Annotated in this window: 20 protein-coding genes and 1 tRNA gene; 11 read left to right on the top strand and 10 right to left on the bottom strand. The window is 66.1% G+C overall.

All coding sequences use genetic code 11. The features are described 5' to 3' along the window. Nucleotides 1–196: 196 nt before the first annotated feature. Complete coding sequence (locus KBY77_RS01890; protein ID WP_255101905.1) at nucleotides 197–1,039, top strand: helicase DnaB; 843 nt, start codon at nucleotides 197–199, stop codon at nucleotides 1,037–1,039. A 10-nt stretch (nucleotides 1,040–1,049) separates the two neighbouring features. On the opposite strand, the gene KBY77_RS01895 is transcribed toward KBY77_RS01890, so the two are convergent. Genes KBY77_RS01895 through KBY77_RS01905 form a run of 3 tightly spaced genes read right to left on the bottom strand, consistent with a single transcriptional unit; the run spans nucleotide 1,050 to nucleotide 4,022 of the window. Further along, a complete protein-coding gene (locus tag KBY77_RS01895) occupies nucleotides 1,050–1,943 on the bottom strand; it encodes an N-acetylmuramoyl-L-alanine amidase (RefSeq protein ID WP_255101906.1) in 894 nt (297 codons plus the stop codon). Next, nucleotides 1,937–3,670: a M61 family metallopeptidase gene (locus tag KBY77_RS01900; RefSeq protein WP_255101907.1), complete on the bottom strand. Its 1,734-nt coding sequence runs from the start codon at nucleotides 3,668–3,670 to the stop codon at nucleotides 1,937–1,939. The genes KBY77_RS01895 and KBY77_RS01900 overlap by 7 nt, the downstream gene beginning before the upstream one ends. 7 nt (nucleotides 3,671–3,677) lie before the next feature. Then, nucleotides 3,678–4,022: a DUF1257 domain-containing protein gene (locus tag KBY77_RS01905; protein ID WP_255101908.1), complete on the bottom strand. Its 345-nt coding sequence runs from the start codon at nucleotides 4,020–4,022 to the stop codon at nucleotides 3,678–3,680. Between the two features lie 7 nt (nucleotides 4,023–4,029). Between KBY77_RS01905 and purN the strand changes: the two genes are divergently transcribed. After that, a complete protein-coding gene (purN, locus tag KBY77_RS01910) occupies nucleotides 4,030–4,737 on the top strand; it encodes a phosphoribosylglycinamide formyltransferase (protein ID WP_399212007.1) in 708 nt (235 codons plus the stop codon). Here purN and argC read toward each other — a convergent pair. Then, a complete protein-coding gene (argC, locus tag KBY77_RS01915; RefSeq protein WP_255101909.1) occupies nucleotides 4,676–5,752 on the bottom strand; it encodes an N-acetyl-gamma-glutamyl-phosphate reductase in 1,077 nt (358 codons plus the stop codon). The genes purN and argC overlap by 62 nt on opposite strands. Before the next feature lie 223 nt (nucleotides 5,753–5,975). Between argC and ribBA the strand changes: the two genes are divergently transcribed. After that, the gene (ribBA, locus tag KBY77_RS01920; RefSeq protein WP_399212009.1) at nucleotides 5,976–7,568 is read left to right on the top strand and encodes a bifunctional 3,4-dihydroxy-2-butanone-4-phosphate synthase/GTP cyclohydrolase II; all 1,593 of its coding nucleotides are present in this window, start codon (nucleotides 5,976–5,978) and stop codon (nucleotides 7,566–7,568) included. Nucleotides 7,569–7,602: 34 nt separating this feature from the next. On the opposite strand, the gene KBY77_RS01925 is transcribed toward ribBA, so the two are convergent. Further along, entirely contained in the window at nucleotides 7,603–8,043 is a 441-nt protein-coding gene (locus KBY77_RS01925) for a peptidylprolyl isomerase (protein WP_255101910.1), read from the bottom strand. A gap of 89 nt (nucleotides 8,044–8,132) precedes the next feature. Between KBY77_RS01925 and mtnP the strand changes: the two genes are divergently transcribed. Next, nucleotides 8,133–9,080, top strand: a complete 948-nt coding sequence (gene mtnP / locus KBY77_RS01930; RefSeq protein WP_255101911.1) for an S-methyl-5'-thioadenosine phosphorylase — start codon at nucleotides 8,133–8,135, stop codon at nucleotides 9,078–9,080. Here the strand turns inward: mtnP and murQ are convergent. The 4 genes from murQ to dnaK form a co-directional block, all read right to left on the bottom strand. Then, the gene (murQ, locus tag KBY77_RS01935) at nucleotides 9,068–9,988 is read right to left on the bottom strand and encodes an N-acetylmuramic acid 6-phosphate etherase (protein WP_255101912.1); all 921 of its coding nucleotides are present in this window, start codon (nucleotides 9,986–9,988) and stop codon (nucleotides 9,068–9,070) included. The two genes, mtnP and murQ, sit on opposite strands and share 13 nt — an antisense overlap. Beyond that, on the bottom strand, nucleotides 9,985–10,401 hold the full coding sequence (locus tag KBY77_RS01940) for a DUF3110 domain-containing protein (RefSeq protein WP_094554130.1): 417 nt from the start codon (nucleotides 10,399–10,401) through the stop codon (nucleotides 9,985–9,987). The genes murQ and KBY77_RS01940 overlap by 4 nt, the downstream gene beginning before the upstream one ends. Nucleotides 10,402–10,462: 61 nt before the next feature. Continuing rightward, complete coding sequence (locus KBY77_RS01945; protein ID WP_255101913.1) at nucleotides 10,463–11,404, bottom strand: DnaJ C-terminal domain-containing protein; 942 nt, start codon at nucleotides 11,402–11,404, stop codon at nucleotides 10,463–10,465. A 5-nt stretch (nucleotides 11,405–11,409) separates the two neighbouring features. Next, a complete protein-coding gene (gene dnaK / locus KBY77_RS01950) occupies nucleotides 11,410–13,587 on the bottom strand; it encodes a molecular chaperone DnaK (RefSeq protein WP_255101914.1) in 2,178 nt (725 codons plus the stop codon). A gap of 184 nt (nucleotides 13,588–13,771) precedes the next feature. Between dnaK and pstC the strand changes: the two genes are divergently transcribed. Genes pstC through pstB form a run of 3 tightly spaced genes read left to right on the top strand, consistent with a single transcriptional unit; the run spans nucleotide 13,772 to nucleotide 16,498 of the window. After that, the gene (gene pstC, locus KBY77_RS01955) at nucleotides 13,772–14,734 is read left to right on the top strand and encodes a phosphate ABC transporter permease subunit PstC (protein ID WP_255101915.1); all 963 of its coding nucleotides are present in this window, start codon (nucleotides 13,772–13,774) and stop codon (nucleotides 14,732–14,734) included. A 10-nt stretch (nucleotides 14,735–14,744) separates the two neighbouring features. Continuing rightward, entirely contained in the window at nucleotides 14,745–15,638 is an 894-nt protein-coding gene (pstA, locus tag KBY77_RS01960; RefSeq protein ID WP_255101916.1) for a phosphate ABC transporter permease PstA, read from the top strand. A 41-nt stretch (nucleotides 15,639–15,679) separates the two neighbouring features. Beyond that, entirely contained in the window at nucleotides 15,680–16,498 is an 819-nt protein-coding gene (gene pstB, locus KBY77_RS01965) for a phosphate ABC transporter ATP-binding protein PstB (protein ID WP_255101917.1), read from the top strand. 114 nt (nucleotides 16,499–16,612) lie between these two features. Here the strand turns inward: pstB and KBY77_RS01970 are convergent. Next, nucleotides 16,613–16,699 (bottom strand) — tRNA-Ser (locus KBY77_RS01970). Nucleotides 16,700–16,760: 61 nt separating this feature from the next. Here KBY77_RS01970 and KBY77_RS01975 point away from each other — a divergent pair. The 4 genes from KBY77_RS01975 to KBY77_RS01990 all read left to right on the top strand — a co-directional run bounded on the left by KBY77_RS01975 (nucleotide 16,761) and on the right by KBY77_RS01990 (nucleotide 19,599). Next, nucleotides 16,761–17,129, top strand: coding sequence for a 2Fe-2S iron-sulfur cluster-binding protein (locus KBY77_RS01975; RefSeq protein ID WP_255101918.1), 369 nt, complete (start codon nucleotides 16,761–16,763; stop codon nucleotides 17,127–17,129). 32 nt (nucleotides 17,130–17,161) lie between these two features. Next, nucleotides 17,162–18,037 carry an inositol monophosphatase family protein gene (locus KBY77_RS01980; RefSeq protein ID WP_255101919.1) on the top strand — a complete coding sequence of 292 codons (876 nt, stop codon included), beginning with the start codon at nucleotides 17,162–17,164 and terminating at the stop codon, nucleotides 18,035–18,037. Between the two features lie 92 nt (nucleotides 18,038–18,129). Then, nucleotides 18,130–19,305: an ATP phosphoribosyltransferase regulatory subunit gene (locus KBY77_RS01985; protein WP_255101920.1), complete on the top strand. Its 1,176-nt coding sequence runs from the start codon at nucleotides 18,130–18,132 to the stop codon at nucleotides 19,303–19,305. Between the two features lie 69 nt (nucleotides 19,306–19,374). After that, on the top strand, nucleotides 19,375–19,599 hold the full coding sequence (locus KBY77_RS01990; RefSeq protein ID WP_255101921.1) for a ferredoxin family protein: 225 nt from the start codon (nucleotides 19,375–19,377) through the stop codon (nucleotides 19,597–19,599). Nucleotides 19,600–19,669: the final 70 nt, after the last annotated feature.

Raw genomic sequence — 19,669 nt, forward strand, 5'->3', positions numbered from 1 at the left:
GCCGAGGCTGAACTTATCCGTGGAAGGGCCCCCGAGGAGGCACAGGGGTGCCATGCCACACCGAAGTCCGCCAGATCCGCTTGTTTGGTATGGACGGAAACACAAACGACCCCAGAAGCTGGGACGTCCAAATCAAGCCGCGTTAATCTTCAAGAAATATTCATTTCGGCGGATTTCCTTGACCACAAGCCCTGAGATGGCTTCGTTCTCCCCAAAGGGTGGACCGAAACGCTGGGCTGTTTCCCTGGCCGCCGCTCTTTCGCTGCTGAGCCTTGCCTCAGGCTCCCCCCAGCCCATCCTCTCCAGCGCCTCCCTGCTCACCGAGCCCGGCTTGACCGCCAGCCTCAGCACAGACAGCAGTGACCCGGACGCCTTCACCAGTGAAGGCCAGCGTCCTGATCCAATCGATTTCACTCCTGAGGAACTGAAGGAGCTGCAACGCCGCTTCGGGGTGCACGGACCCCAGGCCCCTCTCGCCCAGCTGTTCACCCGTGGCCTCGATCAACTCACGCCCCTGAGGGCCCTCACCGTCGAGCGGCTTGCGGAGCTGCGGCCCACGATCCTGCAGGAGAGCCGCCGCCACCAGATCAACCCGATGCTGGTGGCAGCGGTGCTGTTCGATGAAATTCAGCACGCCAAACCCGGCGAGGACCTGCCCCTGGCCGCCCAGTCGGGCTTGTTCAGTACCCACGGACCCGCCCAGCTCGGTATCGGCGAACTGATCCATCAGGGTCTGCTCCCCGCCGATCCCACGGCCGATCAGATCCAGGCGGCGCGGCTGGAGCTGCTCGATCCGAACCGCAACGTCACCTTGCTGGTGGGCAAGTTCGCCCGTCTGATCCGCGAACTGGGCCTGCCCACCAACCGCCAGCTGCAGGCCAGCCGCAGCCCCCGCGATGCCAAGGCCCTGGCCACCCTTGCCTACCTGCACAACGGCAAACTCGATTACCCCGCCCGGATCCTGAGCTACATGCAGGACCCCGAGCTGCATGGCCTGATCTACTCGGAGCGGAAGCCCCAGCTCTCACCCCTGATCTGAAGCGTTCGCTTCAGCAGAGCTGTCCGAGAGCCCCCAGCCGGCTCTGGAGAGCAGCCCAGTTGAAACTGCGTGGATCTGCCCGCTCTCCACCCAGATCCACATGGCGGTGGGTGGTGATGTGAGTGGCAGGAATCGGAAAGCGACGCATCCAGTCGCTGAGCACCAGGGCCAGGGCGTCGTACTGCTTGCTGCTGTAGCCGCTGTGTCCAGGATCGTTGTCTTCCCCATCCAGGGGGGTTTCCAGAGCGATGTGAAGGGCGAAGTTGTTGATCGACCCCCCCACTTTGGGGTTGGTGACCACCCAGCGGCCGTTGAAGGCGGAATTACCCGCCCCGAAGGCCCGTTGGCTGGGATCGAGCACATCGATCACCTGACCATCGAGGCCAATCAGGGTGTGATAACTCACCTGATCCTCATCCCTGGGGTGTGGAGTCTGGAAAGTGCGCAGGGCTGAGCCGATGCCGTACACGGTTTCATGCAGAACCACCAGCTGGGGAGTGGGATCGATCGGATGGCCGAAGGCATCGCGCTCGAAGCGCACCCCGTAGTTGCTGGGGTCGATCGACAGACGCCTTCGGCGCACGGGCAACTCCGCGAGCTCCCCCTCCAGCCGCAGCCGCAGCCGTGGCTGCAGGTCGACACACTGGCGGCCCAGGGGACTGACCCATGCCGGCCGTGGTGGCGGCAGGGGCGCTGGCCGGCGGGCAGGCGGTTCACGCGAGGGGGTGGGCTGGGTGACCTGCTCGAGCAGTTGGAGCAGCGATGGGCGGCTTGCGGCTTCCGAGCTGGCGGTGAGGTCACGGGCCAGCCAGCCCAGGCCGGCCAGCCCCAGGATCGCTGCTCCGCTCAGAAGACCCAGGGCCAGAGGGTTGGCCCGCAGGCGCTGCACAAGGGTGTTCAACATGGCACCAAAGCAAGCCACTGGCGGCGGCGCTCCAATGCCTCGGGGGCAGCGGCGGGATCCTCCAGCAGCCGCCAACGCTCGACCGCCGGAGCCGAGGCGGTGATGGCAAGGGTGCGCAGACGCCCCCTACGGCTGATGGTGATCGCCTGACGCTGTCCGGCCTGCAGCAACGGAGCCAGGTCCTCGAGCTTGCGCAGACGCAGACCCTCAAGGGCGATCAGCTCATCACCCACCACCAGGCCGGCCTCCTGGGAGGGTCCACCGCGCACCACACGAACCACCTCCAGGGTGCCTCCCTGGAGCGACGCCGTCAGCCCGACGTGGGGGGACGGGGCCAGCTGAGGCTCCAGCATCAGCCCCACATCCTGGAGGTAGGCGGGCAGATCGGGATCCTCAAAGCCATCCAGCCAGGCCGGAAAGCGTTCGGCCAGACCAGGCGAGCGTGCGCAGAAGGCCTCCAGCAGGTCCTGCTCCCGGTATCCCCGCCCCCAGCGGCCCAGGCGGGCCCAGAGATCACGCAGCACCTGGGCAAGACACGAACCCGAGCGGCGCAACTCCAGATCGAGCACCAACGCAAGGATCGCTCCCTTGAGGTAATAGCTGATCTGGTTGTCGTCGCTGTTGGCCTCACGCCGGTAGAGCTTCACCCAGGCCTCCTGTGCACTCTGGCGCAGGCTCTGGCCAGCCAGACGGCCCGGGGAGAGCAGGAAGCGGCTGAGATCGCTGCCGAAATCGTGCAACACGTCTTCTTCGCTCGATAGACCAGCCAGGTGGGGCAGGAGCTGGTCGAAATAGCTGGTGACCCCTTCGGCGAACCACAGACCAGGCACGATCACGGGCTTGTCGTAGTCGATCGGGCAAAGGGCCGCGGGCCTGAGCCGGCGCACATTCCACTGATGGAGATACTCATGAGCCACCAGTTGCAGCAGCTGGCGGTAACCCTCAGGCTTGAGCAGGGCCTGGCGGCCGAACTGCAGGACCGTGGAGCTGTCGTGCTCCAGGCCGCCATAGCCCTGATCGAGCAGATGCAGCACGAACAGGTAAGCGGGAGCTGCAGCAGGGGCGGGCTCGCCCATCAGCCGGCAGCAGGCCTGACACACGGCAGCCACGTCCTGCAGCAGTGTGGGGTGGGCCTTGAGCAGACTGTCTGGAGCAACGTCGGCAGGCGCGGTGGCATCCCAGCAGACCCAGCGATGGGGCACCCCGGCCACGCTGAACCTGTGCTCACGGTGGGGCCCCGCTTCCACCGGAGTGTCCACCAGCTGATCGAAGTCGACCGCCAGCCAGGATCCATCGGCCTGAAGCGGCAAGGGAACAAAGGCCTGCCAGCCAGCCGGCAGCCGCAGGCTGAGCCGGTGGGAAGACCAGCGTTCCCCCTCCACCTGCAGCGCTAGGGCCGCAAGGGCCAGAAAGCCGTGGTCGCCATCAAGGTGACAGGTGCGCACGCTCAGATCAGCGGCCAGCACCTTGTAGCGGATCTCGATCGGCTCCAGGGACGGCAGCTCCAGCCGCCAGCCGGCGGGATCACTGCGGCTCGGCCGCAGGCTCTGCGTTCCCTGGCGGATCTCCAGGGCTTCGAGGTGGCGGACGTAGTCGCGGATCAGGTAGGAACCCGGGGTCCAGGCGGGCAGCCGCAGGCGCAGCACAGGAGTGGCCGGTGTGCAGCGGAGGCTGACGTGGACCAGGTGGCTGTGGGGTTGGCCCAGATCCAGAGAGAGGTCAACCACCCGTACTTCAGGACACCAGTTCGATCGTGGCCATCGGCAGCTCAAGAGCAGCGTCCTGCAGGGCAAGCCGGGCGGCATAGCCACGGGTTAGCCGGCCCAGAAACGTCTGCAGAGGACGGGAGCGGCTCAGACGCTGCAGATCCCCGAGCAGGGCCAGGCTGCCGTCGGCCTGGCGGCTCCAACCGATCCACTGTTCACCGGCGAAGCGAACCTTGAGATCCACCGGTGTGCTCTCCCCGGCAAAGCCTTCAAGAACTCCGGCTCGGATCGGATCACAGCCGAGGTCAACCAGGGACGCTGCCAGCAGATCCAGATCACGGATCACCGTTGGCAGGATGGAGAGATGGGACAAGACGCCAATGCCCGCTTCAGCAGACCCTAGCGATCCGCCCGGTTGTGTCCAGTGGCCGTTGGCACAGCCCTGGCCCCCCCAGGCCGTCGAGCTGCGGCTTGGGGTGATGGCCTCCGGGGAGGGCTCGAACTTCGAAGCACTGGTGGCTGCCTGCCGCCAGGGTCCCCTTCGGGGCAGGGTGCTCCAGCTGGTGGTCAACAATCCAGGCTGCGGCGCCCAGGCGCGGGCCGATCGGCTGGGGATCCCTTGCGCCCTGGTGGATCACCGCCGGCACCAAAGCCGTGAAGAGCTTGATCGCGCGCTGATCGAGACCTTCAGCGCCACCGGCGTCGATCTGGTGGTGATGGCCGGCTGGATGCGGATCGTCACCCCGCGCCTGATCGGCGCCTTCCCCTCGCGTCTGATCAACATCCACCCATCGCTGCTGCCCAGCTTCCGGGGCCTCGATGCCGTTGGCCAGGCCCTCGCTGCTGGGGTCACCCTCAGCGGCTGCACCGCCCATCTGGTCACCGAGGACCTCGACGGAGGGCCGATTCTGGCCCAGGCCACCGTTCCGGTGCTCCCCGGCGACGACCGCGACAGCCTGGCCTCGCGTATTCACCAGCAGGAGCACCGCCTGCTGCCCCTGGCGGTGGCCATCGCCGCCGCCAGGCTCACGGATAGAACGGCAGCAGCGGCAGACCCATGGCTGACGGCAGTCCGGCCATCAGATTGAGACACTGCACCCCCTGTCCCGCCTGGCCCTTGACCAGGTTGTCGACGGCGCTCATCAGGATCAGCTGGCCTGTGCGACGGTCGACCTGGACCGAAAGCAGAGCCCGGTTGGTCTGGCGAGTCCATTTGGTGGAGGGGTAGACGCCGACCGGCAGCACTTCCACACAGGGGCTGTGGCGGTAGGCGGCCTGAAGCACGGTGGTGCAGTCTTCGGCGGTCAGGCCCGGATCCCGCAACCGGCCGTAGACCGTGGCCAGAAGACCCCGCACCATCGGCATCAGGTGAGGGGTGAACTGCAGCTGGATCGGCTGCCCCGCCACCTGGCTGGCGGTCTGCTCGATCTCGCTGGTATGGCGGTGCCCCACCACGCCATAGGGAGCAACGGCCTCGGCCGCCTCAGCCAGCAGCAGGTTCTCCTTGGCGGCGCGACCACCGCCGGAGGTGCCCGTCTTGGCATCGATGATGATGCCGCTGCGATCGATCAGACCCTGCTTGAGGAAGGGCAGCAGCGGCAGCAGGCTGGCGGTGGGGAAGCAGCCTGGAGCCGCCACCAGCCGCGCGGTGGCTACACGCGTCTCCTCCCACTCCACCAGGCCATAGACCGCCTCCGCACATAGCGCTTCATCGTGACGCTCAAACCGTTCGGCCTCGCTGGAGTACACCTCCTTCCACTGGGCCAGGGAGCGGTAGCGGTAATCGGCGGAGAGATCCACCACCTTCACCCCCAGCTTCAGCAGGGCGGGCACCAGCTGGGAGGCCAGCCCACTGGGAAGGCTGAGCACGGCGAAGTCCGCCTCGGCGGCGATGGCTTCGGGGTCGGGGGCCCGCACCACTGGATTGCCCTTCAGGGGCAGAAAGGGAACAAGTTCACTCCAGGCGCGGCCAGCACTGCGTTCGCCTCCCAGGTAGCTGACCACGAATTCGGGGTGGTGCTGAAGCAGTCGCAGGGTCTGAAGGCCGCCGTAGCCGCTGGCGCCGATCACCGCGACGCGCCGGGCTGCTGTGGGGCTGACCATGCCGGAGGATCTGGGGCGATGATCGTACCGGTCCCCCGCTCACGTTGAACCCGCAACTGATAGAGAATGATCGATACTTGGTCCAGCTGTTCTGACTGTTCGCTCCGAGCGTTCCGCTCCCCTCGCCGGCGCCTCTGACGCCCCTCCACACCCGGATCAGGGCCACGACCCGATCCACTTCGATTCGATCGCCGATGCTCTTGCCGGCATCCGCAACGGCGAGATGATCGTCGTCGTCGATGATGAAAATCGTGAAAATGAAGGTGATCTGATCTGCGCGGCCCAGTTCGCCACGCCCGAGCAGATCAACTTCATGGCGACAGAAGCCCGTGGCCTGATCTGCCTGGCGATGGAAGGCGAGCGACTCGACGCGCTCGAGCTGCCCCTGATGGTCGACCGCAACACCGACAGCAACCAGACCGCCTTCACTGTCAGTGTTGATGCCGGGCCCGAAAACGGGGTGAGCACGGGCATCAGTGCCGACGACCGAGCCCGCACCATTCAGGTGGCGATCCATCCCGCCAGCCGCCCTTCAGACCTGCGCCGGCCGGGCCACATCTTCCCGCTGCGGGCTCGCCAGGGCGGCGTGCTCAAACGCGCCGGTCATACCGAGGCGGCCGTCGATCTCTCTCGTCTCTCCGGGCTCTACCCAGCGGGTGTGATCTGCGAGATCCAGAACCCCGATGGCTCGATGGCCCGCCTGCCCCAACTGGCGCGCTACGCACGGCGCCATGGCCTGCGCCTGATCAGCATCGCCGACCTGATCAGCTACCGACTCGGAACTGAGCGATTCGTGCGCCGCCAGGCCGAAGCCCAGATGCCGAGCGCCTTCGGACAGTTCCGGGCGATCGGGTACCGAAATGAGCTCGACGACAGCGAGCATGTGGCGATCGTCAAGGGGCGCCCCGAGCTGGCCAGCGGACCGGTGCTGGTGCGCGTGCACTCGGAATGCCTTACCGGCGACGCTTTCGGCTCCCTGCGCTGCGATTGCCGGCCCCAGCTGGAGGCGGCCCTGCGCATGATCGAAGCCGCCGGCGAGGGGGTGGTGGTGTATCTGCGCCAGGAGGGCAGGGGCATCGGCCTGATCAACAAGCTCAGGGCCTACAGCCTTCAGGATGGCGGTCTCGACACCGTCGAGGCCAATGAGCGCCTCGGCTTTCCCGCCGACCTGCGCAACTACGGCGTCGGGGCTCAGATCCTCAGTGACCTGGGTGTTCATCATCTGCGCCTGATAACCAACAACCCCCGCAAGATCGCCGGCCTCGGCGGCTACGGGCTGCAGGTGGAAGACCGGGTGCCGCTGGTGATGGAACCGGGCCAGCACAACGCCGCCTACCTACTAACCAAGAAGACCAAACTCGGCCATCTGATGCACGGCGGCCCGGACCGGGATCACACCGGGGCGGGAGGTCCCACGGCGGTGCTCTCCTGGAGCGGCACGACGGTGGCGCCGGAGCAGGCGGAAGCAGAGCACTGGCCCCAGCTGCGGCAGTGGGCCAGCGAGCGGGGTCTTGAGTTGCGGCGGGAGGAACACCCCCGCCTGCTGGCCCTGCTGGGGCAGCCGCAGCTAGCGCTGCTGCTCGCCCAGCAGGCCGGAGGGGACCAGCCCCTGGCCGAGGCTGATCTGCTCTCAGCCCTGACCTTGATGGCTGGCTGGGCCACCACCCGGGCGGTGAGCCTGCTGCTGACCCCCGATGCCCAGCGCAGCGCCCACCCCAGCGCCACCCTGGAGCCCGATAGCCGGCCGTTGCAGGAGCTCACTCAGGTGAGTCCCAAGCTTGTGGCAACTCCTGGGGCTTTCGTGCGCTGGGTCTGAGCTGGGTCTGAGCACCGAGCCGGGGCAGCCACCCTCAGGGCAGGATCGTCACTTTCGTGATGCGGGTGCCCTTGCGGATCGCCAGCACCACGTCCACGTTGCTGGCCTGGCCAAACACGGTGTGGACCCCATCAAGGTGGGGCTGGGCGTCATGGCAGAGGAAGAACTGGCTGCCACCGGTGTTCTTGCCGGCATGGGCCATCGAGAAAGTTCCCGCCAGGTGCTTACGGCTGTTTATCTCGCAGGGAATCATGTAGCCGGGGCCGCCGGTGCCGGGCATGCCGCTGGCGCCAGCGCGGGTGTTGGGACAACCTCCCTGGGCCATGAAGCCATCGATGACACGGTGAAAGGCCAGGCCGTCATAGAAGCCCGATTCGGCCAGCTTGACGAAGTTCGCGACGGTGCCGGGCGCGTCGGTGTCGAACAACTCGAGTTCCAGCGTGCCTGCCTCGGTCTCCATCAAAGCTTTGGTCATGGGGCTCAGAGCAAAGGCGGAGTGTATCGACTCTCGGGTAGAACAGTCCCCAGTCCTGCACCGGGCTTTCCCCTCCGTCGGTCCCCCCCATGAGCCCCACCGCCGCTGCCACGAGCCAGGGCCTCGACCTGAGCCACGCACGCCTGGGAGTACTCGGTGGCAGCGGGCTCTATGCCATCCAGGGGCTCGAGGACGTCCGTGAACTCACGGTGGAAACACCCTTCGGACCACCCTCGGACAGCCTCCGGCTCGGGAGGATCGGTGGGCTGGAGGTGGTGTTCCTGGCCCGCCACGGGCGCCACCACAATCACCTGCCCACGGAGGTGCCCTACCGGGCCAACCTCTGGGCCCTGCGTTCGCTGGGAGTGCGCTGGATCCTCTCCTGCTCCGCCGTGGGATCCCTTCAGGATCCGCTGCGGCCCCTTGACATGGTGGTGCCGGATCAGTTCATCGACCGCACCCACTCCAGGCCCGTGAGCTTTTTCGGCGGCGGGGCGGTGGCCCATGTGGGCATCGCCGATCCGTTCTGCCCAAGCCTCAGCCGGCTGTTGGCCGATGTGGCTGAAAGCCTGATGCCAGCGGGCCGCCAGCTGCACCGCCGCGGCACATACCTCTGCATGGAGGGTCCGGCCTTCTCCACCCGGGCTGAATCGAATCTCTACCGAAGCTGGGGCTGCTCGGTGATCGGCATGACCAACCACAGCGAAGCCCGCCTGGCACGCGAAGCCGAGATGGCCTACGCCACCCTGGCCATGGTCACCGACTACGACTGCTGGCACGAGGATCACGCCTCGGTGACGGTGGATCTGGTGATCGAGAATCTGCACGCCAACGCGGCCCTTGCCCAGCAGATCGTGGCTGTGGCAGCGGAGCGGATCGATGCCCAACGACCACTCAGCAGCTCCCACAGCGCACTGCGGGATGCGCTGATGACCCCGAAAGAGCAGGTTCCAGCTGACACCCGCCGCAAGCTCGACCTGTTTACTTCCCCCTACTGGGGGGCCTTCGAGCCGGCCGCAGCAGCTCAGGCCAGCTGAGCGCCGAGTTGCTCCAGGGCCTGCCTCACCTGACCGTCGTGGGCGCCCAGGGCCTCATCGGCCTGCTCGGCGCTCAGTCCGGCGGCAGCCATCACCAGCGCCCGTTTGACCGAGCCTCCGGCGGCGGCAAGCAGCGCTGGACCCTGCTCCCGCTCCACCCCGGCCAGGTCCTTGAGGATGCGGAGGGCGCGGTCTTCCAGCTTGCTGTTGGTGACGGCCACATCAACCATGCGGTTGCCGTACACCTTGCCCAGCCGCACCATCACCCCGGTTGAGATGATGTTGAGGGCCATCTTGGTGGCCGTGCCGGCCTTGAGACGGGTGGAGCCGGTGAGCAGTTCCGCCCCGGTGACCAGCCGGATGTCGATGGCGCAGGGCATCGGCGCCTGCTCGCTCGGCACACAGGCCATGGCGATCGCCAGGGCACCGATGGCGCGGGCATGCTCCAGGCCACCGAGCACGTACGGGGTGGTGCCGCCGGCGGCGATGCCCACCAGGGCGTCGCCGGGAGAGAAACCTCGCTCGATCAGATCATGGCGTCCGGCTTCGCGCAGGTCTTCGAGCCCTTCGGAACTGCGTAACAGGGCCGGCGCGCCACCGGCGAGCACGCCCTGAACAAGCTCCGGTGGGGTGCAGAAGGTGGGAGGACACTCGGCAGCATCGAGCACGCCGAGGCGTCCGGAGGTGCCGGCACCGAGGTAGAAGAGCCGGCCGCCGGAGCGCAGGCGATCGCTGATGGCCTCCACCGCCTCGGCCAGGGCCGGTGCCGCCGCCTCCATGGCCAGCAGCGCCTTCTCATCTTCCCGGCAGAATAGATCCACCAGTTCACTGGAGCTGAGCTGGTCGAGGCTGGCGCTGGCGGGGTTGGCCTGCTCGGTGAGCAGATGGCCACGGTCGACGCAGGTCACAACAAGCCCTCCAGACGGCGGCGGAAGGCTTCGAGCTCGGCACGTTCGGGGCTGCTGCCGTCGCCGCTGTCCTGGGGAGCGACAGAACGGGAGGGCTCGTCCTTCCAGTGGGTCAGATCCATATTCCGCTCCGGCGGGGCGATCAGCAGGCGCTCCTCGGGGGAGCTGGGCAGGAAGCCGGAGGGCACGAAGCGGGCTTCGTAGCCTGCCTGGCCGCAGAACAGCTCCATCTCCTCCCGTTCGATCGCCTCCACGCTGGGGACGGGGAAATCCTGGGCCTCAAGCAGGCCCGCATACCGCTCGGCATCGTCCCGTTCCTCGAACAGCAGCACCACGGTGCGGCCATTCAGCTCGAGGGAGTGAATGCCTTCGTTGTCGGTGCCTGCTTCGAACAGCAGCACATGGACGGGCATGAAGCTAACCAATCCCAGCCGCTAAGTGTCCCATTGATTGTGGCCTGCAGCGGAGGGCCTCTCAACCATCGCTGGACAATTCCTCCAGCCGTCTGTAGAGCGCCGCTTCAGCGTCGCTGAGCTGCTCGGGCAGGACGATGCGCAGCTCCACCAGCTGATCGCCCCGCCGCTCCTCCAGGCTGAGACCCAGGCCTCGCAGGCGCAGCAGCCGGCCACTGGAGGAGCAGGGGGGCACCGTGAGCTGCACCCGACCCTCCAGGGTGGGAACAACCACCTTGCAGCCAAGGGCTGCTTCAGCTGGCGAAAGCTCAAGGTCGTAGAGCACCCGCAGGCCGTCGATGCGCAGGCCATCGGGACGCCGCACCCGCAGCTGCAGGAAATGATCAGCCCCGCCCGGTGCGACACCGGCCAGACGCAGGCGCCAGCCATCACCCGCCAGGGGAGGTGTCCAGAGCTCCACCGCCAGGCCACCGGGAAGCTCCAGCTCCAGCCGGGTGCCGGCGAGGGCCTGCTCCGGGCTGAGATCCACCACCGTCTCCAGGTCGCTGGCGGCCTGCACCGGCGACGGTGGCGGCGGGGCGTGGGTCACCTCGACCCGCGGGTCCTGCCGCGGCTGGAACGGTTCGGCTCGTTCCTGCTCAAGGTCGGGCTCAGGCTGCCTGCGTTGATCCGGGCGTGACTGGCGACCGAACAGAGCTTCGAGATAGTCGTTGAAATCGGGGAAGCCCGTGGCGAAGGGGTCGGCAGCCTCGGACCGCAGCGAGCCCGGATCCCGCCCCGATTCCCAGGCCTGGCGACGGCGTGGATCCGAGAGAACGGCATAGGCCTCGTTGACCCGCTTGAAGCGCTCCTCGGCCACGGGATCGTTGCCGTTGAGATCCGGGTGCCAACGGCGTGCCTGCGCGCGGAAGCCGCGCTTGAGAGCCGCGGCGTCGGACCCCGGGCTCAGCCCGAGGACCGCCCAGTGGTCATCGCCGACCGTGGCGGTGGTGCTCCGGCTCACCGTCCTCAGTCCTCAGCCCAGGGATCGTCGGCCCTGGGACGTCTGCGCCCCTCCGAGGGCCATTCGCCGCCGCTGCGGCGGGAGGGTGCCGGACCGGCAGCTGGTTCATAGCGATCAGTCCGCGGGGACTCCGGACGAGCGGGCTCGAGCCTGGAGCGCTCCAGCCGAGGAGTCTGATACGAGGAATAGCCGTCTTCCTGGTTGCCGCCGTAACGGGATGGTGGTGCCCAGGGATCCCCTCCCCAGCGCTCGGAGGGTCCGGGCCGGGAGCGGTCCCAGTCGTCCCAGTCGTCCTCATCGGAGAACAGGTCGTCCTTGATCGAGCCCAGGGTGTTCTTTAGGCCCTGCAGGGGGCCTGATTCGGTCTTGCGTTCGCTGATCAGACGGCGGTTGAGACCGTAGAGAGCCTCCTGCAACTGGCTGACAGCCAGGTCGAGTTCCGCCGGATCGGCGTCATCGAGCAGCACCTGCACCTCGCGCAGGGCCATCTCCACGGAACGCTGCTGCCGCTCCGCGCCATAGGGACCGAGCTCGAGGGCGGCATCCCGCAGGCGACGCTCCGCCTGGGCCACCAGGGTCTGGGCCCTGTTGAGCCGATCCACCGCCACCCGCTTGCGCCTGTCCTCGGCGGACTTGCGCTGGGCCTCCTCCAGCAGCGCCTGAATCTCCTGTTCACTGAGGTTGGAGCCCCCCTGAATGCTGACGCTCTGCTGTCGTCCTGTGGTGCGGTCGGTGGCTGACACCTGCAGCAGGCCGTTGGCATCGATGTCGAGTGACACCTGCACCTGGGGCACACCCCGTGGAGCAGGAGGAATCCCAGAGAGCCGGAAACGCCCCAGCGATTTGTTGTCCATGGCCATCTGGCGTTCCCCCTGGAGCACGTGGATCTCCACAGCCGACTGGTTGGCCTCGGAGGTGCTGAAAACATCCGAGCGGCGCACGGGAATTGCCGTGTTGCGGGGAATCAGCACCTTCATCACCCCGCCGATCGTCTCCAGACCAAGGGAGAGGGGGGTGACGTCGTTGAGCATCAGATCGCGCAGATCGCCCGTGAGGATGCCGGCCTGGACCGCCGCACCAATGGCAACCACCTCATCGGGATTGACCGACTGGCAGGGTTCGCGCGGAATCAGGGTGCGCACCATCTCCTGAACCATCGGCATGCGGGTGCTGCCGCCCACCAGCACCACATCGTCGATGTCATCTGCCGTGAAACCGGAATCACGCAGGGCCCGTTGCACGGGACGCAACAGACGATCGAGCAGGTCGGGGCAGAGGGACTCGAAGGTGCGCCGCTCCAGGCTGGTTTCGATGTGCAGGGGGCCATCGGGACCGGTGGCGATGAACGGCAGCGAGATCGGGGTGGTGGTGACGCCGGAGAGCTCCTGCTTGGCCTTTTCCGCCGCCTCGCTGAGCCGCTGCAGGGCCTGGCGATCCCGGCGCAGATCAATCTGATGACGGGCCTCGAAAGCCTCCGCCAGCCAGTCGACGATGCGCAGATCCCAGTCGTTACCGCCCAGCTGGGTGTCACCGCTGGTGGCCTTCACATCGAAAACGCCATTGGCGATGCGCAGCACCGACACATCGAAGGTGCCGCCGCCCAGATCGAACACCAGCACCCGTTTGACTGCACTGCGGTCGAAGCCGTAGGCCAGAGCGGCGGCTGTGGGCTCATTCAGGATCCGCTCGACCGTGAGTCCCGCCAGGCGGCCGGCGTCTCGGGTGGCCTGGCGCTGGGCATCATTGAAATAGGCCGGCACGGTGATCACCGCCGCTTCCACCGCTTCGCCCAGGTAGGTGGCTGCGTCGTCGACCAGTTTGCGCAGGATGCTGGCCAGCAACTCCTCGGGGGCATATTCCCTTTCGGTGATGGGGCAGACGATGCGCACATTGCCCTGGTCGTTGGCCCGCACCGTGTAGGGCACCGCCAGGCTGCCGTCGTCGAGTTCATCCCAACTGCGGCCGACGAAGCGCTTGAGGTTGGCAAAGGTGTTGCGGGGGTTGAGCACCAGCTGGCGGCGGGCGAGCTGACCCACCAGCAGCTCCTGATCACGGCTGAAGCCCACCACCGAGGGTGTGGTGCGGCCCCCTTCGGCATTGGCGATCACCTGGGGCCGACCGCCCTCCAGCACCGCCACCACCGAATTGGTGGTGCCCAGGTCAATGCCCACGATCCGGCCCATGCATCCCCAAAGCGAAGCCCCAAACTACCGGCTCCTGGCCAGAAGCCTGAGCGCTGGCAGCGCCCTAAGACGCTGACGACGGGCCGGTGTTAAGGCGTTCTTAGTGGTCGCGGACCTGGATTGCAACCTAAGTTCTGCCGATGGTTGGCCATTGCGGGCAACTCGTCTCCTCTTACGTAGCTACATGGTGATCCGATCTGAATCGGGCCAGGATCAGTTCACACTGCGGAACCGCCCCAGGTCTGAGCGCACCATCGATGTCGGATTCAAGCTGCTCACGATTGTGCTGGCGTCCCTGGTGGCCGTGGTGCTGCTCTCCATCTTCCTGACGGTGTTCAACGGAGCCCAGGAGGCGATGGCCAGCTTCGGCCTGTCCTTCCTGGTCACCTCAGGCTGGGATCCGGTCAACAGCCAATATGGAGCCTTCACCGCTATTTACGGCACACTCGTAACTTCGCTGTTGGCCTTGCTCATCGCCGTGCCGATTTCACTGGGCACGGCGATCTTCATCACCGAAAATCTGATTCCGCGCAACCTGCGCGAAGTGATTGGAATGATGGTGGAACTGCTGGCGGCGATCCCTTCCGTGGTGCTGGGTCTTTGGGCCATCTTCGTGATGGAGCCCCTGCTCAGGCCGTTCCTTCAATTCCTGTACCAGAGCCTGGGCTGGTTTCCGCTGTTCTCAAGTCCCCCCCAAGGCCCCGGCGTAGCGCCAGCCGTGTTGATACTCGTCGTGATGATCCTGCCGATCATGACCGCCATTTCCCGCGATGCTCTCAACCAGGTCCCGATGGAACTGCGTCAGGGAGCTTATGGCGTGGGCAGCACGCGCTGGATCGCCATCTTCAACGTGATCCTGCCCGCTGCCATCTCCTCGATCATCGGCGGAGTGATGCTGGCCCTGGGTCGTGCCATGGGTGAAACCATGGCCGTGACCATGATCATCGGAAATTCGAACAACTTCAGCTGGTCGCTGCTGGCACCGGGGAACACCATCTCCGCCATGCTCGCAAACCAGTTCGGTGAGGCCGATGGGATCCAGGTGTCGGCCCTGCTCTATGCAGCTCTGATTCTTATGGTCCTCACCTTTGCCGTGAACATCCTCGCCCAGTGGATCGTCGGCAAGTTCAGCCTGAAGTACAACTGAGCAGTTCACCATGACCTTTGCCACACCGGCTCTACCGTCGCGCTCGCTCCACTTCAATCCGCAGCTGAAGCGCAACCGCACCGACAAGCTCTTCACCTCCATAGCAGCGCTGTTCAGCGTGATCGCTGTTCTGCCCCTTCTTCTGGTGTTGGTCTATGTGCTGATCCAGGGGGGCAAGCTGATCAGCGTCAGCCTGTTCACCCAACTCCCACCAGCACCTGGCCTCGAAGGCGGCGGCATCGCCAACGCCATCATCGGCACCTTCGTGGTCACACTGGTGGCCTCCCTGATAGCCATTCCAGTAGGCGTGGGCGGAGGGATTTTCCTGGCCGAGTACTCCAGCAGCGGCTGGTTCGCCCAGTTCATTCGCGTCGGCAACGACATCCTGGCCGGAGTGCCCTCGATCATCTGCGGCGTGTTCGTCTACAGCGCGATCGTGGCCACACGGCTGTTTTTCGGTCAGTCCTATTCAGCCTTGGCCGGTGGCATTGCCCTGGCAGTGCTGATGCTGCCCACCGTGATCAAAACCACCGATGAAGCCCTGAAGCTGGTGCCGCAGGAACTGAGCTGGGGAGCAATTGGGGTCGGTGCATCGAAGTTCGTGACGATCACCAGGATCACCCTGCCCAGCGCGTTCACTCCGATCGCCACCGGGGTGGTGCTGGCCATTGCAAGAGCCGCCGGTGAAACAGCCCCACTGATCTTCACAGCTCTGTTCTCGCCCTTCTGGCCGGAGGGTCTGCTCAACCCGATCGCATCGATGTCGGTGTTGATCTTCAACTTCGCGATCATGCCCTACGAAGCCCAGAACTCTTTGGCTTGGGCCGCCTCGTTCGTGCTTGTGATGCTTATTCTTGGCGCCAATCTCCTGGCCCGCTTCATTCGCAGGTTCGCCTCCAGCTAGCCACCATCCGCCCGGATCAGCCCACCACCACCCAACGAGCTATGACCAGCACCATGAAGCCAGCCAGCACCAGCTCCACCCTGCCCAGTTGCCTCAGCCTGGAGAACGTCACCATCAGTTACGGCAGCTTTGAAGCCGTGCGGGATGTCTACATGGAGATTCCACGCAACAAGGTGACCGCCTTCATCGGCCCTTCCGGCTGCGGCAAGTCAACCGTTCTTCGGGCCCTCAACCGTATGAACGACCTGATTGAGGGCTGCAGCCTGCGCGGTCGCGTGGTTTTCGATGGGCAGGACATGTATGCCCGCGAGGTGGATCCGGTGGAGGTGCGGCGCCGCATCGGCATGGTGTTCCAGAAGCCCAACCCCTTCCCCAAGAGCATCTACGAAAACATCGCCTTCGGTGCCCGGATCAACGGCTACAAAGGCGACATGGATGAGCTGGTGGAGCGCTCCCTGCGGAAGGCCGCCATCTGGGATGAAACCAAGGACAAACTCAAGGAGAGTGGCAATGCACTCTCAGGTGGCCAGCAGCAGCGGCTCTGCATCGCCCGTGCCATCGCAGTTGAACCGGAAGTGATCCTGATGGATGAACCCTGCTCGGCTCTCGATCCGATCTCCACCCTCAAGATCGAGGAGATGATGCATGAGCTCAAGAAGAGCTTCACCATCGTGATCGTGACCCACAACATGCAACAGGCCGTGCGGGTTTCGGACTACACCGCCTTCTTCAATGCCGAAGCGGTGGAAGGTGGCAGCGGCAAGATTGGTTACCTGGTGGAGTTCAACGACACCGAGCGCATCTTCAACTCCCCGGTGCAGCAGGCCACCCAGGACTATGTCACCGGTCGCTTCGGCTGAATTCCGCCGGACACCCTGCTGGCGGATTGGGATTGGTGGTTCAAGGTCTCACAGATTCAGGGGCGAATCGAGACACAAAAAAGCCGGCTGCTAGGGCCGGCTTTTTTTTGGAAGCGGAGAGGGAGGGATTCGAACCCTCGATAGAGTTGCCCCTATACAGCATTTCCAGTGCTGCGCCTTCGACCACTCGGCCACCTCTCCAGGGGCTGTCATGGGGCAGATGGCAATGTAGCAGTCAGCCCCAAGGCTCAAGGCCCATCCGATGACAAGAACCTTTCCGATCACGGTCCACTGGAGGCAGGAACAACAGGTGATCCGACTGGAGGTCCCTGAAGGGGAGTACATCCTGCGCAGTTTCGAAGCCCAGGGGCAACCTCTGCCGTTCAGCTGCCGCAACGGCTGCTGCACCACCTGTGCCGTACGGGTGATCGACGGTGAAATCGATCAGCAGGAAGCCCTGGGGCTGTCCCAGGATCTGCGCCGGCAGGGCTATGGCCTGCTCTGCGTGGCCCGGGCCACCGGGCCCCTGGAGGTGGAAACCCAGGACGAGGACGAGGTTTACGAGCTTCAGTTCGGCCGCTACTTCGGCCGGGGACGGGTGACGCGGGGCCTGCCCCTTGAGGAGGAATGATGACCTCCGCCCCACCGACCTATCCCCAGCCCGTGCAAACCCTTTCTGGGCAGGCCCTGCTCGATTCAGCCCTGGAGCGCTCCGAGCTCGAGCAGCTGGCTGAGGTGGCCCGGGAGGCCGCCTCAGCCGGTGCCCATGTGCTGGCCCAACATTTCGGCCGGCTGGAATCGATCCGCGAAAAGGGTCGTGCTGGAGATCTGGTCACAGAGGCCGATGTGGCGGCGGAGCAGGCGGTGCTGGCCGTGCTCGAAGCCAGCACACCCCAGCTGGGTGTGCTGGCGGAGGAAAGCGGACGCCGCAACACCGGGTCGGATCTGGAATGGTGCGTGGATCCCCTCGATGGCACCACCAACTACGCCCACGGCTATCCCTTCTTCGCCACCTCGATCGGACTCACCTGGAAGGGCGCTCCGTTACTGGGCGCCATCAGCGTGCCGGTTCTTGAGGAGCATTACTGGGCCGCCCCCGGGCTGGGGGCCTGGTGCAACGACCGTCCGCTGCAGGTGAGTGGCTGCAGCGACCTCGCCGCTTCTCTCCTGGTGACAGGCTTCGCCTACGACCGCCAGAGCCAGCCGGACACCAACTACAGCGAGTTCTGCTGGTTCACCCATCGCACCCGCGGGGTTCGCCGCGGCGGGGCGGCGGCGGTGGATCTCGCCTTTGTCGCCGCCGGCCGGCTCGATGGCTACTGGGAGCGGGGCCTTTCCCCCTGGGACCTGGCCGCGGGTGTGGTGCTGGTGGAGCAGGCGGGCGGTGTGGTCAGCCGCTACGACGGCCGTCCCGCCTCCCTGGCAGAGGGCCGGCTGATCGCCTGCACTCCTGGCCTGCAGGCGGCCCTGATCGAGGGCCTCGGCCACTGCCGCCCTCTGCCAGGCCACCTGTTCGGGGCTCCGCAACTCAACCCCTAGCCCCCCGTCACAGGGGGAAACCCACACCCGCCTATGGGTGTGCGGCCGCTCCATAGGATCCAGCCTCTCCCGTTCCCTGCCCCTCCGCCCCCATGGCCCTGCAACCCGCCGCCGGCGCCAGGGATCTCCATCCCCGCCAGGTGGACCGCAACCGCCAGCTCTGCCAGCAGCTGGCGGCGGTGTACCGGCTCTGGGGCTACCAGGAGGTGGCACCGCCGATGGTGGAGCGGCTAGAGACCCTCGAGGCGGGTGGCGGCATTTCCGAGAGGGAGGTGGCGCGCCTCACTGCCGAGGAACCGCTGGGGCTCCGCCCGGAGCTGACCGCTTCGATCGCCCGGGCCGCCTGCACCCGCCTGGCCGATCGCCCCCGTCCCCTGAGGCTGTGGGCCGAGGGCAGCACCTTTCGCACTTTCACCGGCGACGGCGGCGGGCAGCGCCTGAGCGAACGGCTCCAGAGCGGGGTCGAGTTACTGGGGGTCCGCTCCGCGGCGGCGGACGCCGAGCTGATGGCCCTGCTGCTGGCCTGCAGCGAAACCCTTGGCCTTCAGGCCAGCCATCAGCCCCGGCTGCTGGTGGGCCACCACGGAGTGCTCTCCGCCCTGCTCCAAGACCTTTCCGAAGACCATCGCTCCAGCGCGCGCCAGGCCCTCTCGAACTTCGATCCCCTGGCGATCGCCCGCCTTCCCCTGCCCCAGGACCAGATCGATCGGCTCCAGCAGCTGATGCGCCTGCGCGGTGAACCGACGGCGGTGCTCGCCCAGTTGCGTCGCCATCTGGGCGATAGCCCCCTGATCGATGAGCTGGCGGGATCCCTGGAGATCGTGGCGCCCACTGCCTCCAGGCTTGGCATCGGCCTGCAGCTGGATCCCAGCTTCCAGCCCCATTTCGATCTCTATGACGGCATTGTGCTCAAGCTGGTCTGCCTCGGGGCAGAGGCGCCGGTGGAGATCGCCAGCGGCGGTCGCTACGACGCATTGGTGGGGCGCTTCGGGGCCGAGGCCAGCGAGGCGGCCGGAGTGGGCTTCGGCTTCTCGATCGAGGACATCCGCGATCTGCTGTTCAGACCCGGCGCCCGCGACCCGGCAAGCCGGCCGGTGCTGGTGGCCTACAGCCAGCGTTCAAGCCTGGCCGCCGCTCTGGGGGCCCTCGCCTGCAGGCACCGGCAGGGCCAGAAGGCCGAACTGCTCCCCGATGCCTGCCCAGGCCGGGACGAGGCCGAAGCGGCTGCCCAGCGCCGCGGTTGCTCAGCTCTGGAATGGCTCGACTGAAACCACCGTCAGCCATGGCGTCGCCGGGGTATTGATTTCTAAGATCTTGGTTTGCAGCACTCCTCAGCCATGGCCCACAGCATCGTCACCGACATCTGTGAAGGCGTGGCCGATTGCGTCGATGCCTGTCCTGTGGCCTGCATTCACCCCGGCCAGGGAGCCAACACCAAGGGAACCGCCTTTTATTGGATCGATTTCGACACCTGCATCGACTGCGGCATCTGTCTGCAGGTCTGTCCCGTGAGCGGCGCGATCCTGCCTGAAGAGCGCGCTGATCTTCAGCGCTCCGCCTGAACCTGCAGGTTCGGAGACCCCTCCCGGCAGTGGCTTGAACCCGGTGAAGGGCTGAGCCTATGGTCGGCGC

It is taken from the genome of Synechococcus sp. Cruz-7E5, from assembly GCF_024345995.1.
Classification (GTDB): domain Bacteria; phylum Cyanobacteriota; class Cyanobacteriia; order PCC-6307; family Cyanobiaceae; genus Regnicoccus_A.